This window comes from Flavobacterium sp. W20_MBD1_R3, assembly GCF_052119725.1.
Lineage (GTDB): Bacteria > Bacteroidota > Bacteroidia > Flavobacteriales > Flavobacteriaceae > Flavobacterium.
In genome coordinates this window covers 1-26,668 of record NZ_JBGQOR010000017.1, presented here as the reverse complement: position 1 = coordinate 26,668, position 26,668 = coordinate 1, and the positions used below count along the sequence as shown (strand labels likewise).

The window sequence follows — 26,668 nt, the reverse complement described above, 5'->3', positions numbered from 1 at the left end:
AACAAACAAAATGAAAAGAATACTTTATTCACTGGCATTTGCTTCAATTCTTTGGAGCTGTAAAACTGCAAGCCCGAGCGCCACTGCCGTTGCAAAAGAACAAGTAGACGTTGCCATAAATTTGAACGATGTAAAAGAGGACAAGGTCATGGTAACTATTACCTCGCCTAAAATCAATACGGAAGAAGTGACGTACAGCATTCCTAAAATTGTCCCAGGAACCTACTCTATTGACGATTATGGCAAGTACATTGATGATTTAAAAGCATTCGACAGCAAAGGAAATCAGCTTGCAATCTCAAAAACAGATGACAACACTTGGAATATCAAGAATGCAAAATCATTAGTCAAAATCACTTATTTAGTAAATGACACCTTTGATACTGAAAAAGGCGGCGGTTTTGGAAAAAACGATATTTTTTCTCCTGCCGGAACAAATATAGATGCAGGTAAAAACTTTATGCTAAACATGCATGGCTTTGTGGGCTATTTCCAAGACAAAAAAGACCTTGCTTACACTGTTACTATTTCACATCCAGAAACACTTTGGGGCGCAACTTCAATGACAGATCAGGATGCAAGCACCACAAATGATGTATTTACAACAGCTCGTTATGCTGAATTAGTTGAAAATCCAATCATGTATTCAAAACCAGATTATACCACTTTTACAGTAGATGGTATGGAAATTCTGATAGGTGTATATTCTCCTACTGGAAAAGTCACTGCCGAAAGCATCACCCCGGAAATGAAAACAATGATGACCGCTCAAAAAACATTTTTAGGAAAAATAAATGCTACTAAAAAATATACGGTATTGCTGTATTTATCAAGCATGACACCTACTGATGCAAAAGGTTTTGGAGCCTTAGAGCACCCTACAGCCACAACAGTGGTTTTACCGGAAATGATGCCTAAAGAAGAGTTGGTAAAATCGATGAAAGATGTCGTTTCACACGAATTTTTCCATATTGTAACGCCTTTAACTATTCATTCTAAAGAAATTCACTATTTTGATTATAATGCGCCTAAAATGTCAGAACATTTGTGGATGTATGAGGGCGTTACGGAATATTTTGCGAATCTTTTTCAAATCAATCAAGGATTGATTACTGAAGAAGAGTTTTTTAAACGCATGGCTGAAAAAATTGAACATGCAAATGCAATGAATGACACAATGCCTTTTACTACAATGAGCGCTAACGTGTTAACAGAACCTTACAAAGCGCAATACTTGAACGTATATGAGAAAGGAGCACTGATAGGAATGTGTCTCGATATTATCATTAGAGAAAATAGCAATGGACAAAGAGGAATTCTTGATTTGATGCAAAAATTATCAAATGAATATGGCGCTTCTAAACCGTTTAATGACGCTGAACTTTTTGCAAAAATAACTTCACTGACCTACCCTGAAGTAGGAACTTTTTTGACTACTTATGTTTCTGGTGCAACTCCAATTCCTTACGAAACTTATTTGGCTAAAGTAGGCGTGACCAAATCGATCGAAAAAGTGCCAGGCAATGTATTTTTAAAAGGCCAATCACCATACATCACCGTAAATCAACAAACAAAGGAAATTATTGTCATTCCGAATATAGAACTAAATACTTTCTATACCAATTTAGAACTAAAAGGAGGTGACATCATCGTTTCCATAAATGAAAAACCGTATTCGTTAGACAACATTTATGAAATGATTTCCGAAAGTCAAAACTGGAAAGAAAATGACGCAATTATAATTAAGATAAAACGGGACGGAAAAGAGCAGGTAATCAAAGGAAAAGTAAAACTTCCTTACGAGGAAAAAGAAGGTCTGCGAGCTACTGACCCTATTAAAAACAATCTAAAAGAAGCTTGGTTGAAAGCTTAATAGTATAAATTTAAGAGAAAATCCCAATGTAGCAATAGATTGGGATTTTTTTTTTAGAAATTTGAAAGTGTTTACAAAATCATTCCAACAAATTTCTTTATTTTGCGTCGAAATCTAAACACTAATTAATCGCCTAGATTGAATCTGGACTTTTCGAGATAAAATTTAAAAGATGGTCGATTTTCTCTTACTAAAACAAATTTAATACAAATGAAAAAAACAATTCTTGCTTTCGTGACTCTGGTCCTTTTATCTTCCTGCAATAAGGATGAACCTGAGGGTAATGTTCATATTACTGGAAATATTAAAGGATTAAAAAAAGGAACTCTATACATTCAAAGAGTTGTAGATACGATGCTCGTTGCAATTGACACGATAAATATTGATGGAAGTCCTATTTTTGAAAGTCACTTGGATTTAGAATCTCCAGAAATGCTATATTTATTTCTAGACAGAGGTGTTAGTAATTCCATGGATAACAATCTACCATTCTTTGCAGAGCAGGGAAAAATAAGCATTGAAACCAGTTTAGATCGGTATTTGGCTGATGCCAAAATTATAGGGTCTAAAAATAATGAACTCTTTGAAGAGTTCAAAAAAATTAACAGCCGCTTTACCGATGAGAATCTTACTTTGATTGAAAAAAAATTCAATGCAATTAAAAATCAAAACACAAAACTGATGGATAGCATTGGAGCAAAACAAGATTCTAACCTCAAAAGAAAGTACTTATTTGCTACCAACTTTGCATTAAACAACAGAGATTATGAGGTGGCACCATACATCGCATTGTCCCAAATTTACGATATCAATATTAAATATTTAGACACAATTCAAAAATCAATGTCTCCTAAAGTAGCACAATCGCTATATGGCAAGAAATTAACCGAGTATATTGCTACCATCAAAAAACAGCAATAACTCCAGTCATACAAATTACAACCAACAGCTTTTTGAACTGTTTTACTATAAATGCAATGGAGTTGTATTTTGTAATTCCTTTTAAACAAAAGATTAAACGTAAAAACCATCTTGTTCTGGCAAGATGGTTTTTACGTTTATAACTCTAGCAAGACTTAATGTTGAAGAAGACATATCTGAGCAGCTTAAGAACCTAAAAACAGACTACAGTGTAGATGATGCTATTCCGGCAACAATCATACCTACAAACATGAAAAGATAAAGAGAAAAGACAACAAGAGTCATAATTCCAATATATTTATAATGAGACTTAAGGTATTCTAACGAAGTAGTCAATACATCAGAATCATTATTTTTGAGTGCTAATTTAGCATTTGAAGCAAACTTATTCAAGTAATATACCGGGAAGAAATAAAGAACAGCGATCAAGAAATATATAAAAGCCATTACAATCCCAAAAGAAGACCCCATCATACCCATTGCAGGATTCATCTTGGCCATTGCAGAAAATAGTGTTCCCGCAAATAAAGCCGCAAAAATGATCAATCCAATTCCAATGTAACCCAAGATGGATAAAAAATATGCCCATTTTGCTGTTTCCTGCAAAAATTCTTTAGCAGTGGTGCTAAGTTTCATTTCAAAATGTTCTGTAACTGAATGCTCTTCCATGGTATAATTGTTTTTTTGTTAGAACCAAATTTAACATAAAAATTACGACACAGCATAAAAATAGGAATCAATTTTATGCAAAACAAAAAACCACCTAACAAAAGTTAGATGGTTTTTTTTTTTGAGCCGGCGGAGGGACTCGAACCCACGACCTGCTGATTACAAATCAGCTGCTCTAGCCAACTGAGCTACGCTGGCGACTCATTACGGGTGCAAATATAGTCTTGAATTTCTGTTTACCAAAACAAATTCAAACTTTTTTTGCTTTTTTTTTAACTACAATTCGTTGATCTTAGCAATCAATTGATTAGCAGTTTGTTCCAATTCAACATTAATTTGTTTGAAGTGTGCTTTTTTATCTTCTACTTTTTTTACATTCACTTTAGTGATTAATGTGTCAAAAGCAGCAATCGCTTCATCAATTAAAGCATTAGTTTCAGTTGTAGGTTTTCCTGTAGTAGAAATTTCGAACAAGTAAACTGCTTCAATAATATCGCCTAAAACGTAGTTGATGTCTTTTTTTAAATTCTTAATGTTTGCCATTTTTATTTTTTTAAAATTTGAATTTTAATTTGCGTCTGCAAAAGTACACATAATCTTTCTATTACCGACTATGAAATGTAAATTTCTAAAATTGAAGCTTTTCCAGTAAGAATGAATGCATGCATTGCTGCAGGAATCAAAACAGTGTCTCCTTTTTTAAATAATAGTTTTGAATTGTTGTATTCCAATTCAAATGTTCCTTCCACACACATATAAACCGTAAAGCTATTCCCAGATTTAGAAACCGAAATTTCTCCATCTAACGGAATAAAATTAGTGGTAAAATAAGGACATTCGACTACTTTATTAGACGTATTGCTGTTTTTTGTGTATTCTTTTTTAGATTCAATTGTATTATAATTGATCGCCTCCAAAGCCAAATCAACGTGCAGCTCTCTCTTATTCCCATTAGCATCCTGTCGGTCAAAATCATACAATCGATACGTAATATCCGAAGTTTGTTGGATTTCAGCCACCAGTAAGCCGGCCCCAATAGCATGAACTGTGCCGGTTTCCAGAAAAAACACCTCTCCTTTTTGTACTTTAACAACATCCAGAATAGAAAGTAAAGTGTTATTGTGTAAATTTTCTAAATAGTCCGCAGGATTTGACTTCTCCTTGAAACCTACAATAATTTTGGCATTATCATCTGCCTGCACAACATACCACATTTCTGTTTTACCAAAAGAATTATGGCGACTTTTAGCCAAAATATCATTTGGATGAACTTGTATTGACAAATCTTCGTGCGCATCTAAATATTTAAAAAGCAACGGAAACTGTTTTCCAAATCGGGCATAAACAACAGTACCCAAGATTTCCTCGGGATAATCCTGAATGAGCGCCATCAATGATTTTCCTTTCCAAATCCCCTTAGACACCACACTCACATCCCCTTCTACTGCGGATAGCTCCCAGCTTTCGCCTGTATTTAATGAAGTAATCGGTTTATTGAGAAGTTTTTTTAATTTCTCACCGCCCCATATTCTTTCTTTCAAAATAGGTTCAAATTGCAAAGGATAAAATGTCATGTACGTGTATTTTCGAGTTCTAAATAAATAAAGTCAATATTGTTTTCGACCAAAAGTGGTTCGATGTAAAGAAAGTAACTCTGAGACTAAAAGCAAAGTCAAGAGTACCACCAACGGAATGAACTAGGATATTATTTCTGATTTTTTACTAATTTTTTGACTGCTTCAAGCGCTTTAGGAATATGCTTTATTGCCATCACACTATCAAAAATCATTTGAACAACACCATTTTTATCAGTAACATAAGTCACCCTGCCCGGAAGCAATCCAAACATTCCTGCTGGAACGCCAAAGAGTTTTCTAATTTTTTTATCACTATCAGACAAAAGAACAAAAGGCAGTTTGTATTGTTTGGCAAATTTTTGATGTGAAGCAGCACTATCACTACTAATCCCTATAACTTCAGCTCCTAAATCCTTAAAATCTTCATATTGATCTCTGAAACTGCAGGCCTGAGCGGTACAACCCGGTGTATTATCTTTTGGATAAAAATAGATAACTAGCGGCTTTTGCCCCACACTATTGGCACTGTCAAAATCGTTTCCGTTCGTATCTTTGGCGGTAAATTTGGGAATTGTATCCCCTACTTTTAATTCCATTATTCTCCTTTATACGTTACAAAATTCCGAGGGGTTTCATAAAGAACCACTTCTAAATCAAATTCTGGCTTGATTCTTTTTCTGATTTTATTCCAAATTACCACAACAATGTTTTCAGCTGTTGGGTTTAAATCCTGAAATTCAGGAACATCAAGATTCAAATTTTTATGATCAAACTGATTCTCTACATCTTCTTTGATTATATCACTCAAGAATTTGACATCCATAACGTAACCTGTTTCTGGATCAATCGAACCAGTGACACTAACGGTCAAATCATAATTATGTCCATGAAAATTAGGATTATTACACTTACCAAAAATAGCGTCATTTTGTTCGAAAGTCCAATCTTTCCTATATAATCTGTGCGCCGCATTAAAGTGGGCTTTTCGTGAAATAGTAACTTTCATAAATAAAGGGAATTAAATATTATGTGTTGCCGCACCCGGGGACAAAGGACTTTTATGTTCTTCTAAAAAATGATAAAACTCATCAAATATTATTTTGAACCAAACTGTATACAGTTCAGAATGTTGCTCCATATCCGTTTTCACATCACCAATTTTCATCCATTTCCAGTCTTCCACTTCCTCTGGATTAGTGATTGGTGCCTCATTGTAATAACCAATCATTACGTGATCAAGTTCATGCTCCGTCAAACCATTATCAAAAGGTGCCTTGTATATAAAATGAAACAATTCTTCAAGTTCTGTTCGAAAACCCATTTCTTCAAACAATCTGCGACTTCCAGCCTCAATGTTTGTTTCTCCTTCACGTTGATGACTGCAACAAGTGTTGGTCCACAACAAAGGAGAATGGTATTTTTGATTTGCTCGCTGTTGCAGCATGATTTCATTTTTACTGTTTAAAACAAACACAGAAAAGGCACGATGTAAAACTGCTTTTTCATGCGCTTCAAGCTTAGGCATCAATCCTATTTGCTCATCATTTTCGTTCACTAAGATTACGTTTTCTTCTAACATGTGGCTTTATTATTAGGTCAAAAATACAAAAAAAGAACGGGTATCTGTGCCCTATTTCAATTTGTGAAAAGTTTAACGAGTGTTGAATATCCTAAAATTATAACTTTATATCACTTTAAAGAGGCTTCGAAATTACAATTCCGATCCCTTTAAATTTTCCAAAACTAGAAAGACTATTTTCTCGTACATATAAACGATAAAATTAATTAAAAGAAAAATCAATTGCAAAGCAGGTCGTATTTTAAAACCAAAAAATAACCTACAGTAGATCTACACAACATAATTATGAAAAAAACAACTCCCTTTTTAAGCTTTTTATTTTTGCTCCCTTTGTTCTTGTTTACTGCTTGTGCACAAACAACAAAAAAACCTGACGCTACAAAAAAAATACTCACCATGGAAAACACGATCAAAAAGCCCGGAAACCCATATTATTCGAACACGGACACAACAAAACTGAATATAACAGATGCCGAATGGAAAAAAGTACTGCCCGAAGAGGTGTACGATGTAACTCGAAATGCGGATACGGAACGACCTTTTACAGGAAAATATTGGAACACGGATGATAAAGGAACCTACTATTGTGCAGCCTGTGGCAACAAACTATTCCGCTCTGGCGCCAAATTTTCAAGTACTTGCGGATGGCCTAGTTTCTTCGAACAAGACAATAAAAACAGCGTAATTTACAAAACCGACAATTCTCTTGGAATGGAAAGAATCGAAGCACTTTGCGGAAGATGTGATGGTCATTTAGGACATCTTTTTGATGACGGTCCAGAGCCAACTAAAAAAAGATATTGCATGAATTCGATCGCACTCGACTTTATTGCTGATACCAAATAATTATAAAAACCTGTTTTTAGGATACCCCCCTTTCAGTGTAAAATAAAACAATCCAGTTTTTAAACCATTTCGCTGGCTGCTAGAAGTTGCTGCTGTGTTTCGTGATTTTATATGAATTGTACTAGATTGCAGGCCGGAACTTCAACGTAAGCCATTAGCAAAAAGAGGAATCACACAGATGAGGGGGTGCTCACAGAGCAATTTAATATGCCGAAGTGACCACAGGTACTCAAAGAGAATCATAAATCTGCTAAAATTTTTAGCGTTTTTTTACATCAGTGATGCTATAAAATCAAACCATCACACGTAGCTGTAGTATTACCTTACCGTTTATCCCTTTTTTGTACCAATGAAAAATAAAAGAGGGCACCAACGAATAATGACAGCAAAGAAAAATCTAAAATTGATGTTGGTCCAGTAAAAACTCCATTATACCATTGTCCACATTTTATAAAAATGGAGATTACCCTTAAAATTACTCTACCAACAACATCCCTGTTGTTAAATAGTAATCAAACCCAAAATAGGGAAAATCAAAAAGCTTTTTAAAAACTGTTTAAAAAAGCAGAACAAAAGTAATATCAGTCTAATATTTTACTGCCACTTACTCTTTTTTATATGTTGCTCAAATAAAACTACTTACTGTAATTATTTAAAATTTTTACAAGGCAGCATAAATTCGCTATATTTGTTTTGAACTGAATGTAATTACGGAGCGATAAATATATTGTTGCAATTATCAAAACAGTTTACACCTCAGATAGGAAGAATTAAAAACATTTTTAATCCTTCCTATCATATTAATCTATGCCAGTCAGTTACATTTATTACAATAAATTTAGAGTTTTATAAAAACATAACATTACATAATAGTGATTACCGAGTACTCAAAAAGGCTTAATTTTAATTAAAAAAAAGGCCACTAACCAACCATACTTAATTTCAACGAATGAAAAAAATTATTTTTTTTGCAGGCTTATTTGCTTGCTCCATTGTGGCTTCTGCTCAAAATACAGCTCTAAAAGTTAAAGTTGCTCAAAAAGCAATATCATTAGAATCTAAAGTTATTAGCTGGCGGAGAGACTTTCACCAAAACCCCGAATTAAGTAATAGAGAATTTAAAACTGCTGAAAAAATAGCCACACATTTACGGTCTTTGGGCATCGAGGTACAAACCGGAGTAGCTAAAACGGGAGTAGTTGGCATTTTGAAAGGAGGAAAACCTGGTCCCGTTGTAGCTCTTAGGGCAGATATGGATGCTTTACCGGTAAAAGAAAGAGTTAATATCCCTTTTGCTTCGAAGGCGATGGGGGAATACAACGGCCAGGAAGTGGGCGTTATGCATGCTTGCGGTCACGATTCGCATGTAGCCATGCTTATGGGAACGGCTGAAATTCTGGCTGCTATCAAAAGTGACTTAAAAGGAACTGTCAAATTCATTTTTCAACCTGCAGAAGAGGGAGCACCCGAAGGCGAAGAGGGTGGAGCAGCTTTAATGGTTAAAGAAGGCGTTCTTGAAAATCCAAAAGTAGACGTGATTTTTGGTTTGCACATCAGCGCACAAACCGAAGTGGGTAAAATCACTTACCGACCAAAAGGAGCGATGGCTTCTTCGGACTGGTTTATAATAAAAATAAAAGGAAAACAGTCGCACGGTGCCAGCCCATGGCAATCTGTAGATCCAATTGTTACAGCTTCACAAATAATATTGGGCTTACAAACTATTGTGAGTCGCAACGTAGACCTAACAGAATCAGCAGCTGTGGTGAGCGTTGGGAAAGTGACTGCTGGCGTAAGAAGCAATATTATTCCCGAGGAACTTGAAATGGCAGGTACAATTCGAACACTAGACAAGAAAGTTCAGGAAATGATTCACAAAAGAGTAACAGAGATTACGACCAATATCGCAGAAAGTGCCGGAGCCACTGCCGAAATAAAGATCACTAAACAAACCTTGATCACATACAATGATCCGACCCTAACTGAAAAAATGGTGCCAACACTAGAAGCTGCTGCAGGAAAAGAGAATGTTATCTTGACAGCTGCTGCAACTGGAGCAGAAGACTTTTCGTATTATCAGGACAAAATACCCGGTCTCTTCTTTTTCCTTGGCGGAATGCCTAAAGGCAAAAATACCGCTGACACAGCCTCTCACCATACCCCCGACTTTTATATTGATGAAGGCGGCTTTGTATTAGGAATGAAAGCAATGTGTAATCTGACTTTAGATTATATGAATATGAATGCTTCAAAATAATTTATTTTTTTTTAAACAGCAAAAATTAAATCTCTATCACGAGCAAAATCAACTAAAAAATACTTTTGGTTTTTTTGCTCTTTGTAAAAAACAAAACTCTGATTAACAACAATTTAAAACACTAGTTACTTCGTTTTTTAGTATATTTACTTCAACATCTTGCACTATTATTTTATCCAAAAGATTCTAAAAATAGCAAAAAGAACGCATAGGAAAATCATCAACCATCGCGCTGAAAAATGAAAACAATAGATACCTATTTTAAAAAACGAAAAAGAGCCTTGAACCTCATCTTACAAAAACCGCCAGAAGAATATACGGTCGAAACTTTTCATGAACTCCGGGTGGAAATTAAAAAAGTAAAAGCATTATTTGAACTAATTGCCTCATATTCCAAAAAATTTAAATTCCAAAAAACATTTAAACCTTTCAAAGTTATATTTAGAGCAGCTGGAAAAGTGAGAGAATTACAATTAGAACAAATCATTCTCGAGGAACAGCCTGATTTTCTTTTACTCCAGAAATACCCCACACAATTAAAAAAGCTAGAAAACAAGAAAATAAAAAATTTTTTCCAGATTGCTACCAAAAGTTTAATTACTAAGATCAAAGGAAAGTATCCAAAAATTATTTATTTGATTTCAAAAGCTCGTAAAAAAAAGATAAATCGTTACCAGAATCAAACCAGAAGGGAAATAAAAAAATTAATCTACAAAAAAAATCTCAAAAAGAAACAACTTCATGATCTTAGGAAACGACTAAAAGCGTACCGCTACAATGAGAAAATCTTTCATGGCGATTCAGCTAGCAACCTGATTTCAGATAAACCTACTTTGTCAGATCTACTGGGTGAATGGCACGATTACACAGTGATAACAGCCCATTTAAATAAAATAATCGCTTCTTATAAGTTGATTTCCAACGAAAAAAAATACCTTAAAAATAGCAAAGCAGCGGTTACTTCTAAAAGGAAATCACTGCTTCATAAAATAAAGGAAACTTTACCTCAAGAGACTCTTTAACCTATTCTGTATCATTATTTATAATAGCAATTAAAATACATTTTCTGGGCCAAAACGGAATAATACACATTTTCAAAATTATCGTCTGAACCTACTTATTCCCAAACGGGTTCTTTAAACTATTAATACCAAATAACTAAAGAATCAGTTCAATACTGCTAGTACTTTTAACGCGAGAAAACAGAGTCTCCGTTTTTGTTTGTACCACGCTTGATCAGTGACCACATTATTTCTTTTCTAAACCTTAGCATAAAAATAAAGGTGAACCAGTATTCAATCTTTTCACACTAAATGCCACACACAGTTTTACAACCACAGCAGCAGCAAATCTTGAATCCAGTATAAGCAACAAATAAGTAAATTGTTAGGAACAAAATATTTACTACCCAACAACTCTTGCTAAAATGGAGTCAGTTTAATTGCGCTATCGATTACAAAATAAAGAGATGATATTAAGATAAAGTATGGCGATGAGCAAAGACAATCAACTCTTTAAAAAACAAACTACACAATTGCATTCTTTATAATAAAGCAATAAAATCACACGAATGGAGCGTTATATTTATAATTAATCGATCCTAGAAAACGACATTGAAACGGGCATTATAACTTACAGTTTAAAAAAAACGTTTTTATTGTGGGGATTCACAAACTGCAAAAACATATAGATCTATGATCAAAAGCAACTATTATAGTTTGCAAACCAGACCAAAGTAAATTGTTAGTTACAAAAATTGAAGACGAGTATTGAATGCGTTTGGAGAATACTGATTTGTAAAAGCCTGTCTTTAAGAACCAATGCTTTGGGGATATAGCTGACGATCGAAGCATACGAAACAAAAATCTGTTTTACATCTAATCACAGAAAATTCAATGATTACCTATAGTCGTGATCTTTGCTTTACTTTAAAAGCAAGTGATTTAACTGATCTATAACTAAAAACGCAGCCACTGAGAATGATTCTCGTTACTATAATATGAACAGCGGATAAAACACTATTTGAAAAAGAAAATACAAAAAACTAAAAGTCCGAATGGAAGAATAATTTCGCCATTCGGACATATTTTATAAAAAAAGTAAACGAAATCTGTCGTACAAAAGGAATGATTTGGATATAAAAAAAATAGTGTTTTTTATTAAATCATAGTTCAAAAATTGTCGGTTCTGTTTAAAAAAAGAAAACCAATCGTAGTGAATACTTCGACTAATCAGCTACTAAACTTTGTAAATAGGCTAAAAATCTGGATATGATGCCTCTTTTATTTTGAATGACAGCATCCTTATTTGTAATTTTTTCAAATTCATTGAAAGTAGAAATAAAGAATGCTATAAAACAAAGAACAACTACTATTGTTAGTATAATTAATTCAATATTTTCCATATTATTTTTTGAGTTTTAAATTTAAAAATATTAAAAAACCAAGAATTGTTGGAGGCCATAAACCAATAAAAATAGCTCGTTGTGGATCTTTTAAAACAATATAAAAATATTCAGAAGTAAAAATCAACACCACGACCAATACTAAAATTAAAATTTCAGATTTTTTAAATTTTTCAAACATATTTATAATTTTTATATTTTTCTTAACAAACCTAACTCTACAAAAAGAAGTTACTTTGTAAAATTAAGACATTTGATACTAAAACAATATTTTTTTTAACAAAAAGTATTAAATTGTAACAGCTATAAATAAACAAAGTTTCAAATAATAATTAGGATAACAACATAAAATAAAGCTTCAATTACATAACAAGACCAGGCATTAGCAATTAATCTCCTTTAAAAACGTGCTTTAATTCTCATTTAAAATCGTAACAGACTGTTTGCAACACTTATTAACTTATAAAAAACACTTTTGGCGTATGGATTTAAAAATAAAAAAAAACGTTTAAAATAAGTATCTTAACCGGCTGGGTGTAATTCAATTTGTTTAATTTTTTAACCACATAGAAACATAGATTTTAAAATTTTGGAAGGTGTTTCACTTTTTTAAAGAAAACCATAGCTATGTAAACCCAAGACCCGAGAGATAGCGAACAGGCGAAGCAATTGGACTATCCGGCTCTTTTTCTATGTTTCTATGCAGTTCATTTTTTTATTTAAGTTTAATTGAAATTTTTATTAGCTACACCCAACGGGTTATCTTAATATCAATCTACATCAATAAAAAATGGGCATCATTAAAATGTTGGGCTAGAACTTAATACTTTAGTCTGTTTCAAAACACAAATCCCCATTAGTAAATAGAAAGGAAGCGAATATGCATCCTTTATTTATTGTAGATAAGTACTCCAAAACAAAATTAGAACTCAAAAAAATATTTCAATACAACGACCTAAAACTTTTTATCCTCTTATTTTTGATTTAAAATCGCTCCAATCATCAATGCACATTTCTCGCCATCAATAGCTGCTGAAATAATTCCGCCTGCATATCCTGCCCCTTCTCCACAAGGATACAATCCTTTTATTTGAACGTGTTCGTACGTTTGTGCGTCCCTGGGAATACGCACTGGCGAAGATGTTCTAGATTCCGGTGCATGAAGTATGGCTTCATTAGTCAAATAACCGCGCATCGATTTTCCAAATTCAGTAAATCCTTCTCGTAATATTTGCGTTAAAAAATCAGGAAAAACCTGTCCCATTTCTACTGAAGTCGTTCCCGGAACATAAGACGTTTTTGGAATATCTGTTGAAACTCTGTTTTGTGTAAAATCGATCATGCGTTGTGCGGGAACTTTTTGAGATTCGCCAGCTAAATGCCAAGCGCGTTGCTCAATGCTTTTTTGGAACTCCATTCCGGCCAAAGCACCAAATTTAGCAAAAGGCTTAAAATCTTCCAGTTGTAGTTCAATTACAATTCCGGAATTAGCAGTAGCCTGATCCCTTTTGGATGGTGACCAACCATTGGTTACCACTTCGCCGGGACTTGTGGCACAAGGTGCAATCACACCGCCGGGACACATACAAAACGAATACATTCCTCTACCGCCCACTTGTTTCACTATAGAATAGGGAGCGGGAGGTAAAAATTCCCCACGATAATCACAACTGTACTGAATACTGTCAATCAACGATTGTGGATGCTCAGCCCTTACGCCCAAGGCAAAAGGTTTAGCTTCTATAAAAATTTGTTTTCGATCCAATAATTCAAAAATATCTCGAGCCGAATGCCCAGTGGCCAAAATAAGTTTATTAGCAAGAATCGTTTCTCCTTTTTGAGTAACAATTCCTTGTACTTCATTATTTTTTAGTACAATATCTGTTAGTCGGGTTTCAAATAAAACTTGCCCACCACACTCGATGATTTTTTCGCGAATGTCCTGTATTATTTGGGGCAATTTATTTGTTCCAATATGTGGATGCGCTTCAATTAGAATATCTTCAGAGGCTCCAAAAGCAACAAACAATTCTAAAACGCGCATGACATCGCCTCTTTTTTTAGAACGCGTGTATAACTTTCCATCGGAATAGGTTCCTGCTCCGCCTTCGCCAAAACAATAATTAGAATCTTCATTGACTACATGATCCAGATTGATGGCTTTCAAATCTCTTCGTCTGCCTCTGACATCTTTTCCGCGCTCGATAATTATAGGTTTCAATCCCAATTCGATCAATTGCAAAGCAGCAAAAAGTCCGGCAGGTCCTGCACCTATAACCAGTACTTCCTGAGCCGAAGAAACATTTTTATACTCCGGAAGTTGCCTTTTTTGCGGTTGAAAAAGATCGCCTTTTAAATAAATCACAACTTTAAGATTGATTTTTATCGCTTTTTGACGGGCATCAATCGATCGCTTTAAAATAGAAACATGCTGAATTTCATTTGGAGAAACCTTGATTTGTTTGGACAAATAATTTTTCAACAACAAGTCATTTGCTGCAATTTCCGGGGATACTTGTAATAAGAGTTCTTGAGGCATTATACGTTGATTTGGTTAACCTATTATTCAAAAAAGAAAGCGCAAAAATAGCATTTTGAACTGACTTCCTCTTATAGAAACCAGAATCCGTTTTCAATTTTTAAAATTGCTTCATTTTTGAATTAGACTTTGTAACTTTGTACCTCCAAAACAGTTAACCGATTAAACAGTTAACCGCATAATCTAAGAAAAAAAATGTCTAGAAAAATAAAACTAATTTGGGATTTCCGTGGCCCTGCTTCTGCAAAAACTGCTGAGCACCATGAAATTCATTTAAAAGAATACATTGCTATTGAAAAATTAACGTTGAATATCACAGGATTTGAGATTCAAGGCGAAATGCAAGCCATTGCTTTTATGGTAGTCACTGATGAAAATATGATTCAGGTTCGAGATGCTTTGAAACCACATCGTGGAGAATTGTTTGAATAGCATTCAAGTTTGCAATCGCAATTGACGGTACGAAACCTGAAACTTGCGACTGCAAACTAAAAACTTTAATTAGCCACTTCGCTGATAAATTTTATACGCATCAAACGCAATTCACAAAGATCGTATTCTCCTTCAAACTCCTTTAGCGCTGCTTCAATATTATCGGATTCAGATTCCATGAAATATTCGTGAATTTCTTCTTGTTGCTCATCGTCAAGCATGTCATCAATCCAGTATTTTATATTCAGCTTGGTGCCGGAGTATACAATTTGCTCCATTTCTTTTATTAAAACTTCCATCTTGATCCCTTTGGCAGAAGCAATATCATCAAGCGATAATTTTCGGTCAATATTCTGAATGATGTACAATTTGTTTACGGAGTTGACTCCTGTTGATTTCACGACAAGATCTTCTGGGCGGGTAATGTCATTTTCAATAACATAACGACTGATTAATTCTAAAAATTCCTTTCCATATTTCTTGGCTTTTCCTTCCCCAACTCCATGAATGTTTATCAATTCTTCAAGAGAAACTGGGTATTTCAACGCCATATCTTCTAATGATGGATCCTGAAAAACCACAAATGGCGGGACACCTATTTTTTTAGCTACTTTTTTACGCAAATCACGCAACATCCCCATTAGAAATTCATCAGCGACTCCTGATGATTTAGATGCTGTTACAATCGCTTCATCTACTGATTCATTGTATTGATGGTCCTCAGACATCAAAAAGGACTGTGGATTCTTTATATAGTCTAATCCCTTGTCTGTAATTTTGACAATGCCATAAGTCTCAATATCCTTTGATAAATAGCCTGCCACTAATACTTGTCGCAACAAAGCCATCCAATATTTTTCATCGTGAGCTACACCACATCCAAAAAAAGATTGTGCATCCGTTCTATGTGCTTTGATTACTGCATTAACACGTCCTATTAAAGTAAAAACCACTTCCTTTGACTTATATAAATGTTTGGTATCCCGCACTACTTGCAGCAATTGAACGACTTGGTCTTTGGCTTCAATTTTTGTTTTTGGATTTCTAACATTGTCATCCATATCCGCTCCGTCGCCCGTGACATCGTCAAATTCCTCTCCGAAGTAATGTAGCAGAAACTTTCTTCTGGACATCGAAGTTTCGGCGTAAGCCACAACCTCTTGCAATAAGGCAAAGCCTATTTCTTGTTCCGCAACGGGTTTACCCGACATGAATTTTTCTAATTTTTCGACATCTTTATAAGAGTAATAGGCCAAACAATGACCTTCGCCTCCATCGCGACCGGCGCGACCCGTTTCTTGATAGTAACTTTCTAATGATTTAGGAATATCATGATGAATGACAAAGCGTACATCCGGCTTGTCAATTCCCATCCCAAAAGCGATGGTGGCCACTACTACATCTACATCCTCCATCAGGAACATATCCTGATGTTTGGCACGGGTTTTTGCATCTAATCCCGCGTGATATGGTACGGCACTTATTCCGTTGACTTGCAAAACTTCTGCAATAGCTTCCACTTTTTTACGACTCAGGCAATAAATAATTCCTGATTTACCTTTGTGTTGTTTGATGAAACGAATAATATCCGATTCTATATTTTTTGTTTTGGTACGAACTTCATAATACAAATTAGGTCTGTTGAAAGATGCTTTAAAAGTAGTCGCATCACACATATCCAAATTTTTAAGAATGTCTTCCTGCACTTTTGGGGTAGCCGTAGCGGTTAGTCCTATGATAGGCAAATCACCCAGTTGCTTGATAATATGTTTCAAATTCCGGTATTCCGGTCTGAAATCATGACCCCATTCTGAAATGCAATGGGCCTCATCTATTGCCACAAAAGAAATGGGTACGGTTTTAAGAAAGTTGACATATTCCTCTTTGGTCAACGACTCTGGTGCAACGTATAACAGCTTGGTCAATCCAGAAGTAATATCTTTTTTGACTTGTACAATTTCCGTTTTAGTCAGTGAGGAATTTAAAACATGAGCTATCCCGTTTTCTGAGGATAAACTCCGAATCGCATCAACTTGATTCTTCATCAAAGCGATTAGAGGGGATACTACTATTGCAGTTCCTTCTTGAGTTAAAGCGGGTAACTGGTAGCAAAGTGATTTTCCACCCCCAGTTGGCATTATCACAAAAGTGTTCTGCTTGTTCAACAGACTTTTTATGACTTGCTCTTGTAATCCCTTAAATTGGCTGAAGCCAAAATATTTCTTTAATTCTTTGTGTATGTCAATTTCGTTTGAATTCATTCTTTATTATGTGGTATTTTGTATAAATTTGCAACACCTAAAGGTACAAATTTCTTTAACACACACAAATTTTAATTATTCCGTTTTGATAACTACAGAAAATATATTGGCCAGTGCCAAAAAAACTATTTTATCGGAAAGCCAATCTATAGCTAAACTCGTTGATTTTCTGGATGAAAACTTCATTAACGCCATACAAAGTATATATAACACTACCGGAAGATTAGTTGTCACAGGGATTGGAAAAAGCGCTATTATTGCCCAAAAAATGGTAGCAACGTTTAACTCCACAGGAACACCGTCGCTTTTTCTTCATGCTTCCGAAGCCATTCATGGTGATTTAGGGATGATTCAAAACAAGGATGTAATTATTTGTATTTCTAAAAGTGGCAATAGTCCGGAAATAAAAGTATTGGTTCCGTTGTTGAAACGCTTTGGCAATACCTTAATAGCAATCACAGGAAATACAAGTTCGTTTCTCGCCAAAGGTTCTGATTATGTTTTAAACACAGCCGTAACCGCTGAAGCTTGTCCTAACAATCTTGCGCCTACAAACAGCACCACCGCACAACTCGTAATGGGTGATGCGCTTGCCGTTTGCTTGATGGAAATGCGTGATTTCACACCAGAAGATTTTGCACTTTTCCATCCCGGAGGTGCTTTGGGAAAAAAATTATTGCTAAGAGTTCACGATATGTTGCTGCACAGTTTAAAACCTGCGGTTGCACCGGATGCCTCCATCAAGAAAGTTATTTTCGAAATTTCTGAGAAACGTCTTGGCGTCACTGCCGTTGTAGATCAACATAAAGTGATCGGAATTATTACGGATGGAGATATAAGAAGAATGCTCAGTGAAAGTGATACATTTACGGATTTAACGGCAAAAGATATTATGACAAAAAATCCAAAAATAATTTCTTCTGAGGCTATGGTTGTAGAGGCATTTCATATTATGGAAGATTTTTCTATAACACAATTAGTAGTAGTTGATCAAGGAGAATACAAAGGAGTACTACATTTACACGATATTTTAAAAGAAGGAATAATATAATGGCAAAGAAAAATTTAAACGAAATGTCTTTTTTAGATCATCTTGAAGAATTAAGGTGGTTATTGGTTCGAAGCACCGTTGCGATATTAATTTTAGCTGCCGTGACTTTTTTTATAAGCGATTATATTTTTGACGTAATCATTTTTGGACCAACTGATCCAAATTTTATTACCTACCGTGCCCTTTGTAATTTATCACAAAATTTGGGATTTGCTGACACGATTTGTGTTACTGAAATGGCTTTTATTATACAAAACACCAATATGGAAGGACAGGTCAACGTATTGATCTGGACCTGTATAACTGCAGGATTTATATTAGGATTTCCTTTTGTTCTGTGGGAAATCTGGAAATTTATCAGCCCTGCCTTGTATGAAACCGAAAAAAAACACGCAAAACTTTTTGTAATCACTTCTTCCTTGCTCTTTTTTACGGGAGTCCTTTTTGGTTATTTCGTAATTGTTCCCATGTCAATGAACTTTTTTGCAACGTTTACCATTAGTGACGTAGTCATAAATCAGTTTAGTGTTGATTCCTACATTGGAATGGTAAAAACCAGTGTCATCGCTTGCGGATTGTTTTTCGAATTGCCCATAATCATTTATTTCCTGACTAAATTAGGTTTAGTCACTCCAGAATTTCTAAGAACATACTGGAAATATGCCGTGGTAGTCATATTAATAGTAGCTGCAATTGTAACTCCTCCTGATGTAGTGAGCCAGATTATTGTAACCATCCCAATGCTGTTAATCTATGAAGCAAGTATTCTAATTTCAAAAATAGTAGTAAAAAATCAAAAAAAAGTAAATGGCTGATATCATAAATGAATTCAACGAATACCGTTCAAAAATGAACGAAAAATTATTGGCGGACAATAATAAAATTGTAAAACGAATTTTCAATTTGGATACCAATGCCTATGCTCCCGGCGCTTTGGATGTAAAAACCAAAGAATTACTTGGATTAGTCGCTTCGGCTGTTTTGCGATGTGACGATTGTGTCAAATACCACTTGGAAACTAGTTTCAAAGAAGGTGTTACCAAAGAAGAAATGATGGAAGCAATGGGAATTGCAACGCTTGTTGGGGGAACAATTGTAGTCCCTCATTTGCGACGAGCGTATGAATTTTGGGAAGCATTAGAAGAAAACGCAACCAAATAATTTGTTACGAAGTTGAATCGTTTAATTGTTTATTCGTTTATTTGACACGAGTAAACAGTTAAACGAATAAACAATTAACCAGTTTACACGACTAAACCAAAGAATATGAAGTTAAGAGCCGAAAATCTAGTCAAAACCTACAAAGGACGCAGTGTTGTCAAAGGCATTTCGGTAGAAGTGAATCAAGGTGAAATCGTGGGACTTTTGGGACCTAACGGAGCCGGAAAAACAACATCTTTCTACATGATTGTGGGATTGGTAAAACCCAATTCTGGTAATATCTTTTTGGACGAATTGAACATTACAGATTATCCAATGTACAAAAGAGCCCAACAAGGAATAGGATATTTAGCACAAGAAGCTTCCGTTTTTAGAAAATTAAGTATCGAAGACAATATATTGAGTGTGTTGCAACTGACAAAATTATCCAAAGCCGAACAGGAGGCGAAAATGGAAAGTTTAATTGCAGAATTTAGCTTAGAACACATTCGCACCAACCGAGGGGATTTGCTTTCTGGTGGGGAACGCCGTCGTACCGAAATTGCCCGTTGTCTAGCCACTGATCCAAAATTCATTTTATTAGATGAACCTTTTGCTGGTGTCGACCCTGTTGCCGTTGAGGATATCCAACGAATCGTTGCCCAGTTAAAAAACAAGAATATTGGTATTTTGATCACTGATCACAATGTACAAGAAACATTAGCTATTACAGACAAAACCTACCTTATGTTTGAAGGTGGAATCCTAAAAGCGGGAATACCTGAAGAATTAGTAGAGGATGAAATGGTGCGTCGGGTGTATTTAGGACAAAATTTCGAGTTAAGAAAGAAGAAATTGGAATTTTAGAAAAAGTGGTCAGTGGTCAGTGAGCAGCTGAAGAAAGTGGTCAGTCTCAACGTTTATTTTTAAAAACAATAACTATGAAATTCCAAGACTTATTGGCGTATCAGAAATCATTTTCACTAGCCATGAAAATATTTGAAATAACAAAATCATTCCCAAAAGAAGAAATGTATTCCTTGACCGACCAAATCAGACGCTCCTCCAGAAGTGTACCCGCTAATATTGCCGAAGGGTACAGAAAAAGAGTTTATCCTAAACATTTTCATAGCAAATTGACTGATTCCGATGCTGAAAACTCAGAAACACAAGTTTGGCTGGAATTTGCACTGAAATGTAGTTATATCAATGAAAACACCCATAGTGAGTTATTAACTGTAAGTAATGAAGTTGGTAAATTAATCAATTACATGATTTTAAATCCTCAAAAATTTGGCGTAAGTATTTAGAAATCTAACCTTACTGAAAAATCATCGTATACTTTATCCTGATCACTAATCTCTGATCACTACTTTCTGATCACTGATCACTAAAACTACTCCACGGCAATAAACTGCAATTGCTGTAAATCACCATTATAAATATTAACATCTACCTTTCCTTTAATCCCGGGAACAGTTGCTTTTTCGGTAAATTGCCAGAACAACCAATCATCTCCAATTTCTTCTCGGTAAAAATTATAATTGGCAATCCAAAACAGGTAATCGCTGAATTCTTCTTTCAAGAAATCATCGTAATAACGCTCTCCGGTATAAATAATTGGTTTTACTCCGTAATGAGATTCCACGGCTTTTAACCATCGTTTTAAACCAATTTTAAGATTGGCAACCGACTGGTTTTTAGGAAGTTTTTCAATATCTAAAACAGGTGGTAAATCTCCTTTTTTAAGCGTCACCGTTTGAATAAAAAGTTCGGCTTGTTCCAGTGAATTTTCGTTTGGACGGTAATAATGATACGCACCCCGAATCATTTTATTTTCTTTGGCGCCGAGCCAATTTTGTTGAAACTTGCGGTCTTTTCGATCTTTTCCTACCGTGGCACGAATAAAAACGTAGTGCAACGGATATTTTTTTTCTAAAGTATCCACGTACGACCAATTGATTTTTCCTTGGTATTCGGAAACGTCAATACCGATACTTTTTCCCTCATGTTTTTGCAAAACCTGAAAATTGCGAACATCAGAAATACGTTTGGATTGATTTTCCTCTGTTAGAATTTTATCTGATTTAAAGCCAAAATAGTATGCCAGTCCGCCTCTATAATGATAGCCAATAGCGGCCAAGAGCACAACCAGAACAGCAGCAATCGAATAGCGCAAAAAGTTTCCGGAAAAAACCGCAGCTTTCTTTTTGGACTTACGAACAGGATTTGTTTTTCTCCGAACCGTTTTTTTTCTCATTCACAAAATTACTTATTTCGCACTTTATTATTCAAAACCGACAGTAAAATATAGAATAAGATCAGCAATGGAATTCCCAAATAACGGAAAAAAACTAGCAACAAAAGGGAACAAATCAAAAAGATAATTTGCAACATATTTTCCTTAAAACTAAGCTTCTTGATTTTTAACGAAAACAAAGGAATTTCAGCATTCAGCATAAAGGCACTCAAACCGGTAATTATCAATAAAAACCAAGGATTAGTCAGCAATTCAATTAATACTAATGAGTCGGTATATTTCAAAACCAGCGGCAAACTAAGAATAAATAGCGCATTGGCCGGCGTTGGCAAGCCAATAAAGGAATCTGTTTGTCGGGTATCAATATTAAAATTAGCCAATCTATAGCAAGAACCAAGGGTTATGATAAAACCCAAATATGGAAAAAACTGTAAATGTCCAGGAGCTGCCGTCGAAGCATGGCTAATCATCATTTGAAACATCACCAATCCGGGAACCACGCCACTTGTAACCATATCTGCCAAAGAATCCAACTGCAATCCAAGGGGACCAGCCACATTAAATAATCGAGCAAAAAAACCATCAAAAAAGTCCAAAAATATACCTAAACAAACAAAATAAAAGGCCATTTCAAAATCTTGGTTAAAAGCAAAAACCAAGGCAATACAGCCGCAAAAAAGATTGAGTAGCGTAATTAAATTCGGAATGTGTTTTTTAATAGTCATCATAATAACGTTTAAGGAATCAAAAGTGGCAAATTTAGCATAATAAGTCAATGAACCATCCGTTTTTTGGTAGAGATTATTAAAAGCGAAAAGTCACAAGGACTATTTTTCATTATTTGATCACTATTCCGCATCTTATTAGGTGGCCTGTGCAACTCCAGCAAGCATTCTACTTAAAAAAAGCAAAAAACCGATTCATCCGTGTGCCATTACAAACTGAATCCCCAACAATTAACCGCAAATTAGCAAATTAGCGGTCAAACTTCTCCGCAGACAACTATCTACAAGAAAATCAGTAAAAATCTGTTCCATCCGTGTCATCCGTCTGCCATCACGAACTGCATCACCCAACATTTAAACGCAAATTCGCAAATTAAAACCCACACAACAATAAAAATTAGCCAATTAACGGTCAAACTTCTCCCCAGGTAACTCACTACAAGAAAATCAGCGAAAATCCGTTCCATCCGTGTCATCCGTGTGCCATTCCAAACTGAATCACCCAACAATTAACCGCAAATTCGCAAATTGAAAACCCCTAAAACTAAACGGCGGGATCATCACCGTAAAATCAGCGGCAAAATGAAATAACCTCAGTAAAAAATTATATTTTTGATAAAAATTAAACAGCCTTTTAGTTGGTAAAAATGATCTCCTTGAAAAAACGTCTTTTAGCAGCAGCCCTTTTGGCAAGCACCTTGATGTTCAGCCAGACCGTTAGGAAATACTCGAATGAGTTTATGAATATCGGCGTGGATGCAGCGGCACTTGGCATGTCTAATACTGTTGTGGCTTCAACGAACGATGTTAATTCCGGTTATTGGAATCCAGCTGGCCTGATTCATCTGCAAGATCATCAGATATCAGTGATGCATGCTAATTATTTTGCCAATATTGCACAATACGATTACATGGCGTATGCCAGCCCAATAGACGATCGCAGTGCTTGGGGAATTTCATTAATCCGTTTTGGAGTCGATGACATTTTAAATACTACGGAACTCATCGACAGCCAAGGCAATATTAACTACAACCGTATCAGTCTTTTTTCGACTGCTGATTATGGATTTACATTTTCCTATGCCAGAAAATTGGCAGTTCCCGGCTTTCAGTATGGTGTTAATGCCAAAGTAATTCGCAGAATCATTGGAAATTTTGCTAACTCTTGGGGATTTGGTTTTGATGCCGGAATCCAATTCGAAAAAAACAGCTGGCAATTTGGACTTATGCTTCGTGATATCACCACTACCTATAATGTGTGGAATATTGACGAAGCTGAATATAAAAAAATCGCAAACGCAGTACCCGGAGAAAATCAGGAATTACCCGAAAGCACCGAAATTACCGCACCAAAAGCCCAACTGGGTATTGCTAAAAAGTTCATTATCCGCTATGACTATAGCATTTTGGCTGCTGCCAATGTAAATATGCGTTTTGCCAAAACAAATGATATTCTTGCAACTGATTTTGTTAGTATCGACCCCGCTTTGGGATTCGAATTTGGCTACACTGATTTGGTTTTTGTACGCGCTGGCGTTGGTAATTTCCAAAATGTACAGCAACTCGATAGTACAGAAAAAATTGGTTTCCAACCCAATATCGGATTAGGATTTAAATACAAAGGCATTCAAATTGATTATGCACTGACTGATTTAGGAAATCAAAGTGCTTCTTTATATTCGAATATTTTTTCGGTAAAAGTAGATTTGGGAATGTTTAGAAATTAATTGAAAAGTAGCTTTAAAATCAAATAGTCATGCGGATTCTGATTCCGTATTTCAGCAGTTCTCAGGCTGGGCATGAAAAAATGAATTCTGATTTTAACCAAAAAACTTTGTGTGTCGGTTTTATTTCTTTGAGTATCTTTGTAAGATAAAATCAAGCAAGGAGGTCGCAAATCAGTACAATTTGTATCGTCCGTATTCCATATTTTAAAATTCTCTTACATGCATACATCTTCTTTTAAAAAATTAATTTTCCTTCTTTTTTTATTTTTAACGATACCCTATAGTTTTGCACAAAATATCCCATTATCTAAAAACAGTACGGTCAGCGTGCTTACTTGCGGTACCGGAAATGAATCCTACTCGCTTTTTGGTCATACGGCAATTCGGGTTCAGGATAGCAATAACGCGCTTGATATAGTGTATAATTATGGTGCTTTTGATTTTAATACGCCTAATTTTGTGATGAAATTTATAAAAGGGGATTTACAATATTTTGCTGTCGCAAACTCTTACACTGATTTCATCAATCAATATCAGTACGAAAAAAGGGCTGTTTATGAGCAGGAACTCATTATGCCCCTCTCGCTAAAGCAAAAATTATTTGATAACCTAAATACTTCTTTATCCTCTGGTGACAGTAATTACACCTATAAATTTATAGATAAAAACTGCACCTCGATGGTGGTAGACATCATCAATAAAACGCTAGACACTGTTGCAGTTGTAAAAAATGTAGATACCAACATTACTTATAGAACTATTTTATACCCGTATTTTGAAGGTCATTTTTATGAAAAATTAGGAACCAGTATTATCTTTGGCACCAAAGTAGATCAATTAGGCACTCAGTTATTTTTACCGTTTGAATTGCAAAAAAGCTTACAAAGAGTTTCTTTTGAAAACCATTTGCTGGCACCGGAAAATAAAACCATAATCGAATTTAATAATGAAGTTCCCTTCTCCTGGTGGAATAATCCCTATACCTACTTTGTACTACTTACTTTGATCGTGTTTATAAACAAGAAAAGCATTAATTTATTCTACCTCAGCCTGCTTGCCATCATTGGAATATTCTTTGTTTTTGTTGGTTTTTATTCGTTGCATCTCGAATTAGGCAATAATTACAACATATTATTATTTAACCCAACCTTATTGGGATTGCTGTATTTTTATTGGACAAAAAACAAAAAGGGAATTTACAATTTGGCGCTGTTCAACATACTGTCATTATTAGTTTATTTCTTTTTCATCATCAACAAAGCACATTTAGTTTTGGTACTGCCTTTAGTACTGAATAGCGCAGTTATTTTAGTGCGAATAGCCATTCAAAATAAAAAACGCATTCCCATTATTATTTAAGGAACCGTTATTTTTTTATTAAAATTACGTTCAATCAGTATTAAATAACCGCAAATTAATTGCTTTCGATTAGCTAAATTCAGCCTTAAAAACAAAATAATATCAAATATTTAATCCGTTTAAATCTGTGGCATCTGTGGCAAAAAAAAGCAACATTGTATGACAAGTAAGCAGTATTTAACCGCAAATTCGCGAATTTTTGTTTGCTTTAATTTGTGGAAATAGTCCCAAATTAAGTAGTTGGACCTATTTAATGTCATACTAAAAAATGAGTGAAATAATATTTAACATATAAGTCATATAAGAATTAAACCTTAAATGACCTTATGATTATTTAAGTTACAAAAGGCTAACACAATCAAAACTTAAACTTACATGACTTATATAGTAAAAAAAATGCGATATTGTTTTATTCCTATTGCTTAATTGCTTTCGATTAGCTAGATTCAGCCTTAAAAACAAAATAACATCAAATATTTAATCTGTTTAAATCTGTGGCATCTGTGGCAAAAAAAACAGCAACATTGTATTACAAGCAAACAGTGTTTAACCGCAAATTCGCAAATTTTTGCTTGCTTTAATTTATAGATATAGTACCAAATTAAGTAGTTGGACCTATTTAATGTCATACTAAAAAATGAGTGAAATAATATTTAACATATAAGTCTTATAAGAATTAAACCTTAAATGACCTTATGATTATTTAAGTTACATAAGGCTAACACAATCGAAACTTAAACTTATATGACTTACATGGTAAAAAAAATGCCACATTGTTTTATTCTTATTGCTTAATTGCTTTCGATTAGCTGAATTCAGCTTTAAAAACAAAATAACATTGAATATTTAATCCGTTTAAATCTGTGGCATCTGTGGCAAAAAAAAAGTAACATTGCATTACAAGTAAGTAGTATTTAACCGCAAATTCGCAAATTTTTGTTTGCTTTAATTTGTGGAAATAGTACCAAATCAAGTAGTTGGACCTATTTAATGTCATACTAAAAAAGGAGTGAAATAATATTTAACATATAAGTCATATAAGAATTAA

Annotated in this window: 24 protein-coding genes and 1 tRNA gene; 13 read left to right on the top strand and 12 right to left on the bottom strand. The window is 34.7% G+C overall.

Going from position 1 to position 26,668, the window contains the following annotated elements:
• The first annotated feature begins 10 nt into the window (after positions 1–10).
• Positions 11–1,873, top strand: a complete 1,863-nt coding sequence (locus ACEN2F_RS14030) for a M61 family metallopeptidase (protein ID WP_441740318.1) — start codon at positions 11–13, stop codon at positions 1,871–1,873.
• 210 nt (positions 1,874–2,083) lie between these two features.
• Positions 2,084–2,794 (top strand): DUF4369 domain-containing protein, encoded by a 711-nt coding sequence (locus ACEN2F_RS14025; protein WP_441740315.1) that lies wholly within the window; start codon positions 2,084–2,086, stop codon positions 2,792–2,794.
• Positions 2,795–2,998: 204 nt separating this feature from the next.
• Here the strand turns inward: ACEN2F_RS14025 and ACEN2F_RS14020 are convergent, their stop codons facing one another.
• From ACEN2F_RS14020 to idi, 7 genes are all read right to left on the bottom strand, one after another.
• On the bottom strand, positions 2,999–3,463 hold the full coding sequence (locus ACEN2F_RS14020) for a hypothetical protein (protein WP_441740312.1): 465 nt from the start codon (positions 3,461–3,463) through the stop codon (positions 2,999–3,001).
• 124 nt (positions 3,464–3,587) lie between these two features.
• Positions 3,588–3,661 (bottom strand) — tRNA-Thr (locus tag ACEN2F_RS14015).
• A gap of 78 nt (positions 3,662–3,739) precedes the next feature.
• Positions 3,740–4,006 carry a hypothetical protein gene (locus ACEN2F_RS14010; protein WP_441740310.1) on the bottom strand — a complete coding sequence of 89 codons (267 nt, stop codon included), beginning with the start codon at positions 4,004–4,006 and terminating at the stop codon, positions 3,740–3,742.
• A 68-nt stretch (positions 4,007–4,074) separates the two neighbouring features.
• Positions 4,075–5,037: a type I phosphomannose isomerase catalytic subunit gene (locus ACEN2F_RS14005; protein WP_441740308.1), complete on the bottom strand. Its 963-nt coding sequence runs from the start codon at positions 5,035–5,037 to the stop codon at positions 4,075–4,077.
• 131 nt (positions 5,038–5,168) lie between these two features.
• On the bottom strand, positions 5,169–5,636 hold the full coding sequence (locus ACEN2F_RS14000) for a peroxiredoxin (RefSeq protein WP_441740305.1): 468 nt from the start codon (positions 5,634–5,636) through the stop codon (positions 5,169–5,171).
• On the bottom strand, positions 5,636–6,046 hold the full coding sequence (locus ACEN2F_RS13995) for a 6-pyruvoyl trahydropterin synthase family protein (RefSeq protein WP_441740302.1): 411 nt from the start codon (positions 6,044–6,046) through the stop codon (positions 5,636–5,638). Before ACEN2F_RS13995 ends, ACEN2F_RS14000 begins: the two co-directional genes overlap by 1 nt.
• A gap of 12 nt (positions 6,047–6,058) precedes the next feature.
• On the bottom strand, positions 6,059–6,619 hold the full coding sequence (gene idi, locus ACEN2F_RS13990; RefSeq protein WP_441740299.1) for an isopentenyl-diphosphate Delta-isomerase: 561 nt from the start codon (positions 6,617–6,619) through the stop codon (positions 6,059–6,061).
• Positions 6,620–7,015: 396 nt separating this feature from the next.
• On the opposite strand from idi, the gene msrB reads away from it, so the two are divergent.
• The 3 genes from msrB (at position 7,016) to ACEN2F_RS13975 (ending at position 10,744) form a co-directional block, all read left to right on the top strand.
• A complete protein-coding gene (gene msrB, locus ACEN2F_RS13985) occupies positions 7,016–7,465 on the top strand; it encodes a peptide-methionine (R)-S-oxide reductase MsrB (protein ID WP_441740296.1) in 450 nt (149 codons plus the stop codon).
• Positions 7,466–8,414: 949 nt separating this feature from the next.
• On the top strand, positions 8,415–9,722 hold the full coding sequence (locus ACEN2F_RS13980; protein WP_441740294.1) for an amidohydrolase: 1,308 nt from the start codon (positions 8,415–8,417) through the stop codon (positions 9,720–9,722).
• A gap of 239 nt (positions 9,723–9,961) precedes the next feature.
• Positions 9,962–10,744: a CHAD domain-containing protein gene (locus ACEN2F_RS13975; RefSeq protein WP_441740291.1), complete on the top strand. Its 783-nt coding sequence runs from the start codon at positions 9,962–9,964 to the stop codon at positions 10,742–10,744.
• Positions 10,745–12,127: 1,383 nt separating this feature from the next.
• Here ACEN2F_RS13975 and ACEN2F_RS13970 read toward each other — a convergent pair.
• Entirely contained in the window at positions 12,128–12,307 is a 180-nt protein-coding gene (locus ACEN2F_RS13970; RefSeq protein WP_441740289.1) for a hypothetical protein, read from the bottom strand.
• A gap of 792 nt (positions 12,308–13,099) precedes the next feature.
• Positions 13,100–14,665 carry an NAD(P)/FAD-dependent oxidoreductase gene (locus tag ACEN2F_RS13965; protein ID WP_441740286.1) on the bottom strand — a complete coding sequence of 522 codons (1,566 nt, stop codon included), beginning with the start codon at positions 14,663–14,665 and terminating at the stop codon, positions 13,100–13,102.
• Positions 14,666–14,860: 195 nt separating this feature from the next.
• On the opposite strand from ACEN2F_RS13965, the gene ACEN2F_RS13960 reads away from it, so the two are divergent.
• The gene (locus tag ACEN2F_RS13960) at positions 14,861–15,097 is read left to right on the top strand and encodes a hypothetical protein (protein WP_441740283.1); all 237 of its coding nucleotides are present in this window, start codon (positions 14,861–14,863) and stop codon (positions 15,095–15,097) included.
• Between the two features lie 65 nt (positions 15,098–15,162).
• Here ACEN2F_RS13960 and ACEN2F_RS13955 read toward each other — a convergent pair whose 3' ends face one another.
• Entirely contained in the window at positions 15,163–17,358 is a 2,196-nt protein-coding gene (locus ACEN2F_RS13955; protein WP_441740280.1) for a RecQ family ATP-dependent DNA helicase, read from the bottom strand.
• An 85-nt stretch (positions 17,359–17,443) separates the two neighbouring features.
• Between ACEN2F_RS13955 and ACEN2F_RS13950 the strand changes: the two genes are divergently transcribed.
• The 5 genes from ACEN2F_RS13950 to ACEN2F_RS13930 all read left to right on the top strand — a co-directional run bounded on the left by ACEN2F_RS13950 (position 17,444) and on the right by ACEN2F_RS13930 (position 20,859).
• Positions 17,444–18,409: a KpsF/GutQ family sugar-phosphate isomerase gene (locus ACEN2F_RS13950; RefSeq protein WP_441740278.1), complete on the top strand. Its 966-nt coding sequence runs from the start codon at positions 17,444–17,446 to the stop codon at positions 18,407–18,409.
• Positions 18,409–19,224, top strand: a complete 816-nt coding sequence (gene tatC / locus ACEN2F_RS13945) for a twin-arginine translocase subunit TatC (protein WP_441740276.1) — start codon at positions 18,409–18,411, stop codon at positions 19,222–19,224. Before ACEN2F_RS13950 ends, tatC begins: the two co-directional genes overlap by 1 nt.
• Positions 19,217–19,570, top strand: a complete 354-nt coding sequence (locus tag ACEN2F_RS13940; protein WP_441740273.1) for a carboxymuconolactone decarboxylase family protein — start codon at positions 19,217–19,219, stop codon at positions 19,568–19,570. Before tatC ends, ACEN2F_RS13940 begins: the two co-directional genes overlap by 8 nt.
• 105 nt (positions 19,571–19,675) lie before the next feature.
• The gene (gene lptB / locus ACEN2F_RS13935; RefSeq protein WP_441740270.1) at positions 19,676–20,416 is read left to right on the top strand and encodes an LPS export ABC transporter ATP-binding protein; all 741 of its coding nucleotides are present in this window, start codon (positions 19,676–19,678) and stop codon (positions 20,414–20,416) included.
• Between the two features lie 74 nt (positions 20,417–20,490).
• Positions 20,491–20,859, top strand: coding sequence for a four helix bundle protein (locus ACEN2F_RS13930; RefSeq protein ID WP_441740268.1), 369 nt, complete (start codon positions 20,491–20,493; stop codon positions 20,857–20,859).
• A gap of 86 nt (positions 20,860–20,945) precedes the next feature.
• Here ACEN2F_RS13930 and ACEN2F_RS13925 read toward each other — a convergent pair whose 3' ends face one another.
• Positions 20,946–21,809: a glycoside hydrolase family 25 protein gene (locus ACEN2F_RS13925; RefSeq protein ID WP_441740266.1), complete on the bottom strand. Its 864-nt coding sequence runs from the start codon at positions 21,807–21,809 to the stop codon at positions 20,946–20,948.
• An 8-nt stretch (positions 21,810–21,817) separates the two neighbouring features.
• On the bottom strand, positions 21,818–22,534 hold the full coding sequence (locus ACEN2F_RS13920; RefSeq protein ID WP_441740361.1) for a CDP-alcohol phosphatidyltransferase family protein: 717 nt from the start codon (positions 22,532–22,534) through the stop codon (positions 21,818–21,820).
• Positions 22,535–23,274: 740 nt separating this feature from the next.
• Between ACEN2F_RS13920 and ACEN2F_RS13915 the strand changes: the two genes are divergently transcribed.
• Entirely contained in the window at positions 23,275–24,261 is a 987-nt protein-coding gene (locus ACEN2F_RS13915; RefSeq protein ID WP_441740360.1) for a PorV/PorQ family protein, read from the top strand.
• Between the two features lie 219 nt (positions 24,262–24,480).
• Positions 24,481–25,620: a lipoprotein N-acyltransferase Lnb domain-containing protein gene (locus ACEN2F_RS13910; protein ID WP_441740264.1), complete on the top strand. Its 1,140-nt coding sequence runs from the start codon at positions 24,481–24,483 to the stop codon at positions 25,618–25,620.
• The last annotated feature ends 1,048 nt before the right edge of the window (positions 25,621–26,668 follow it).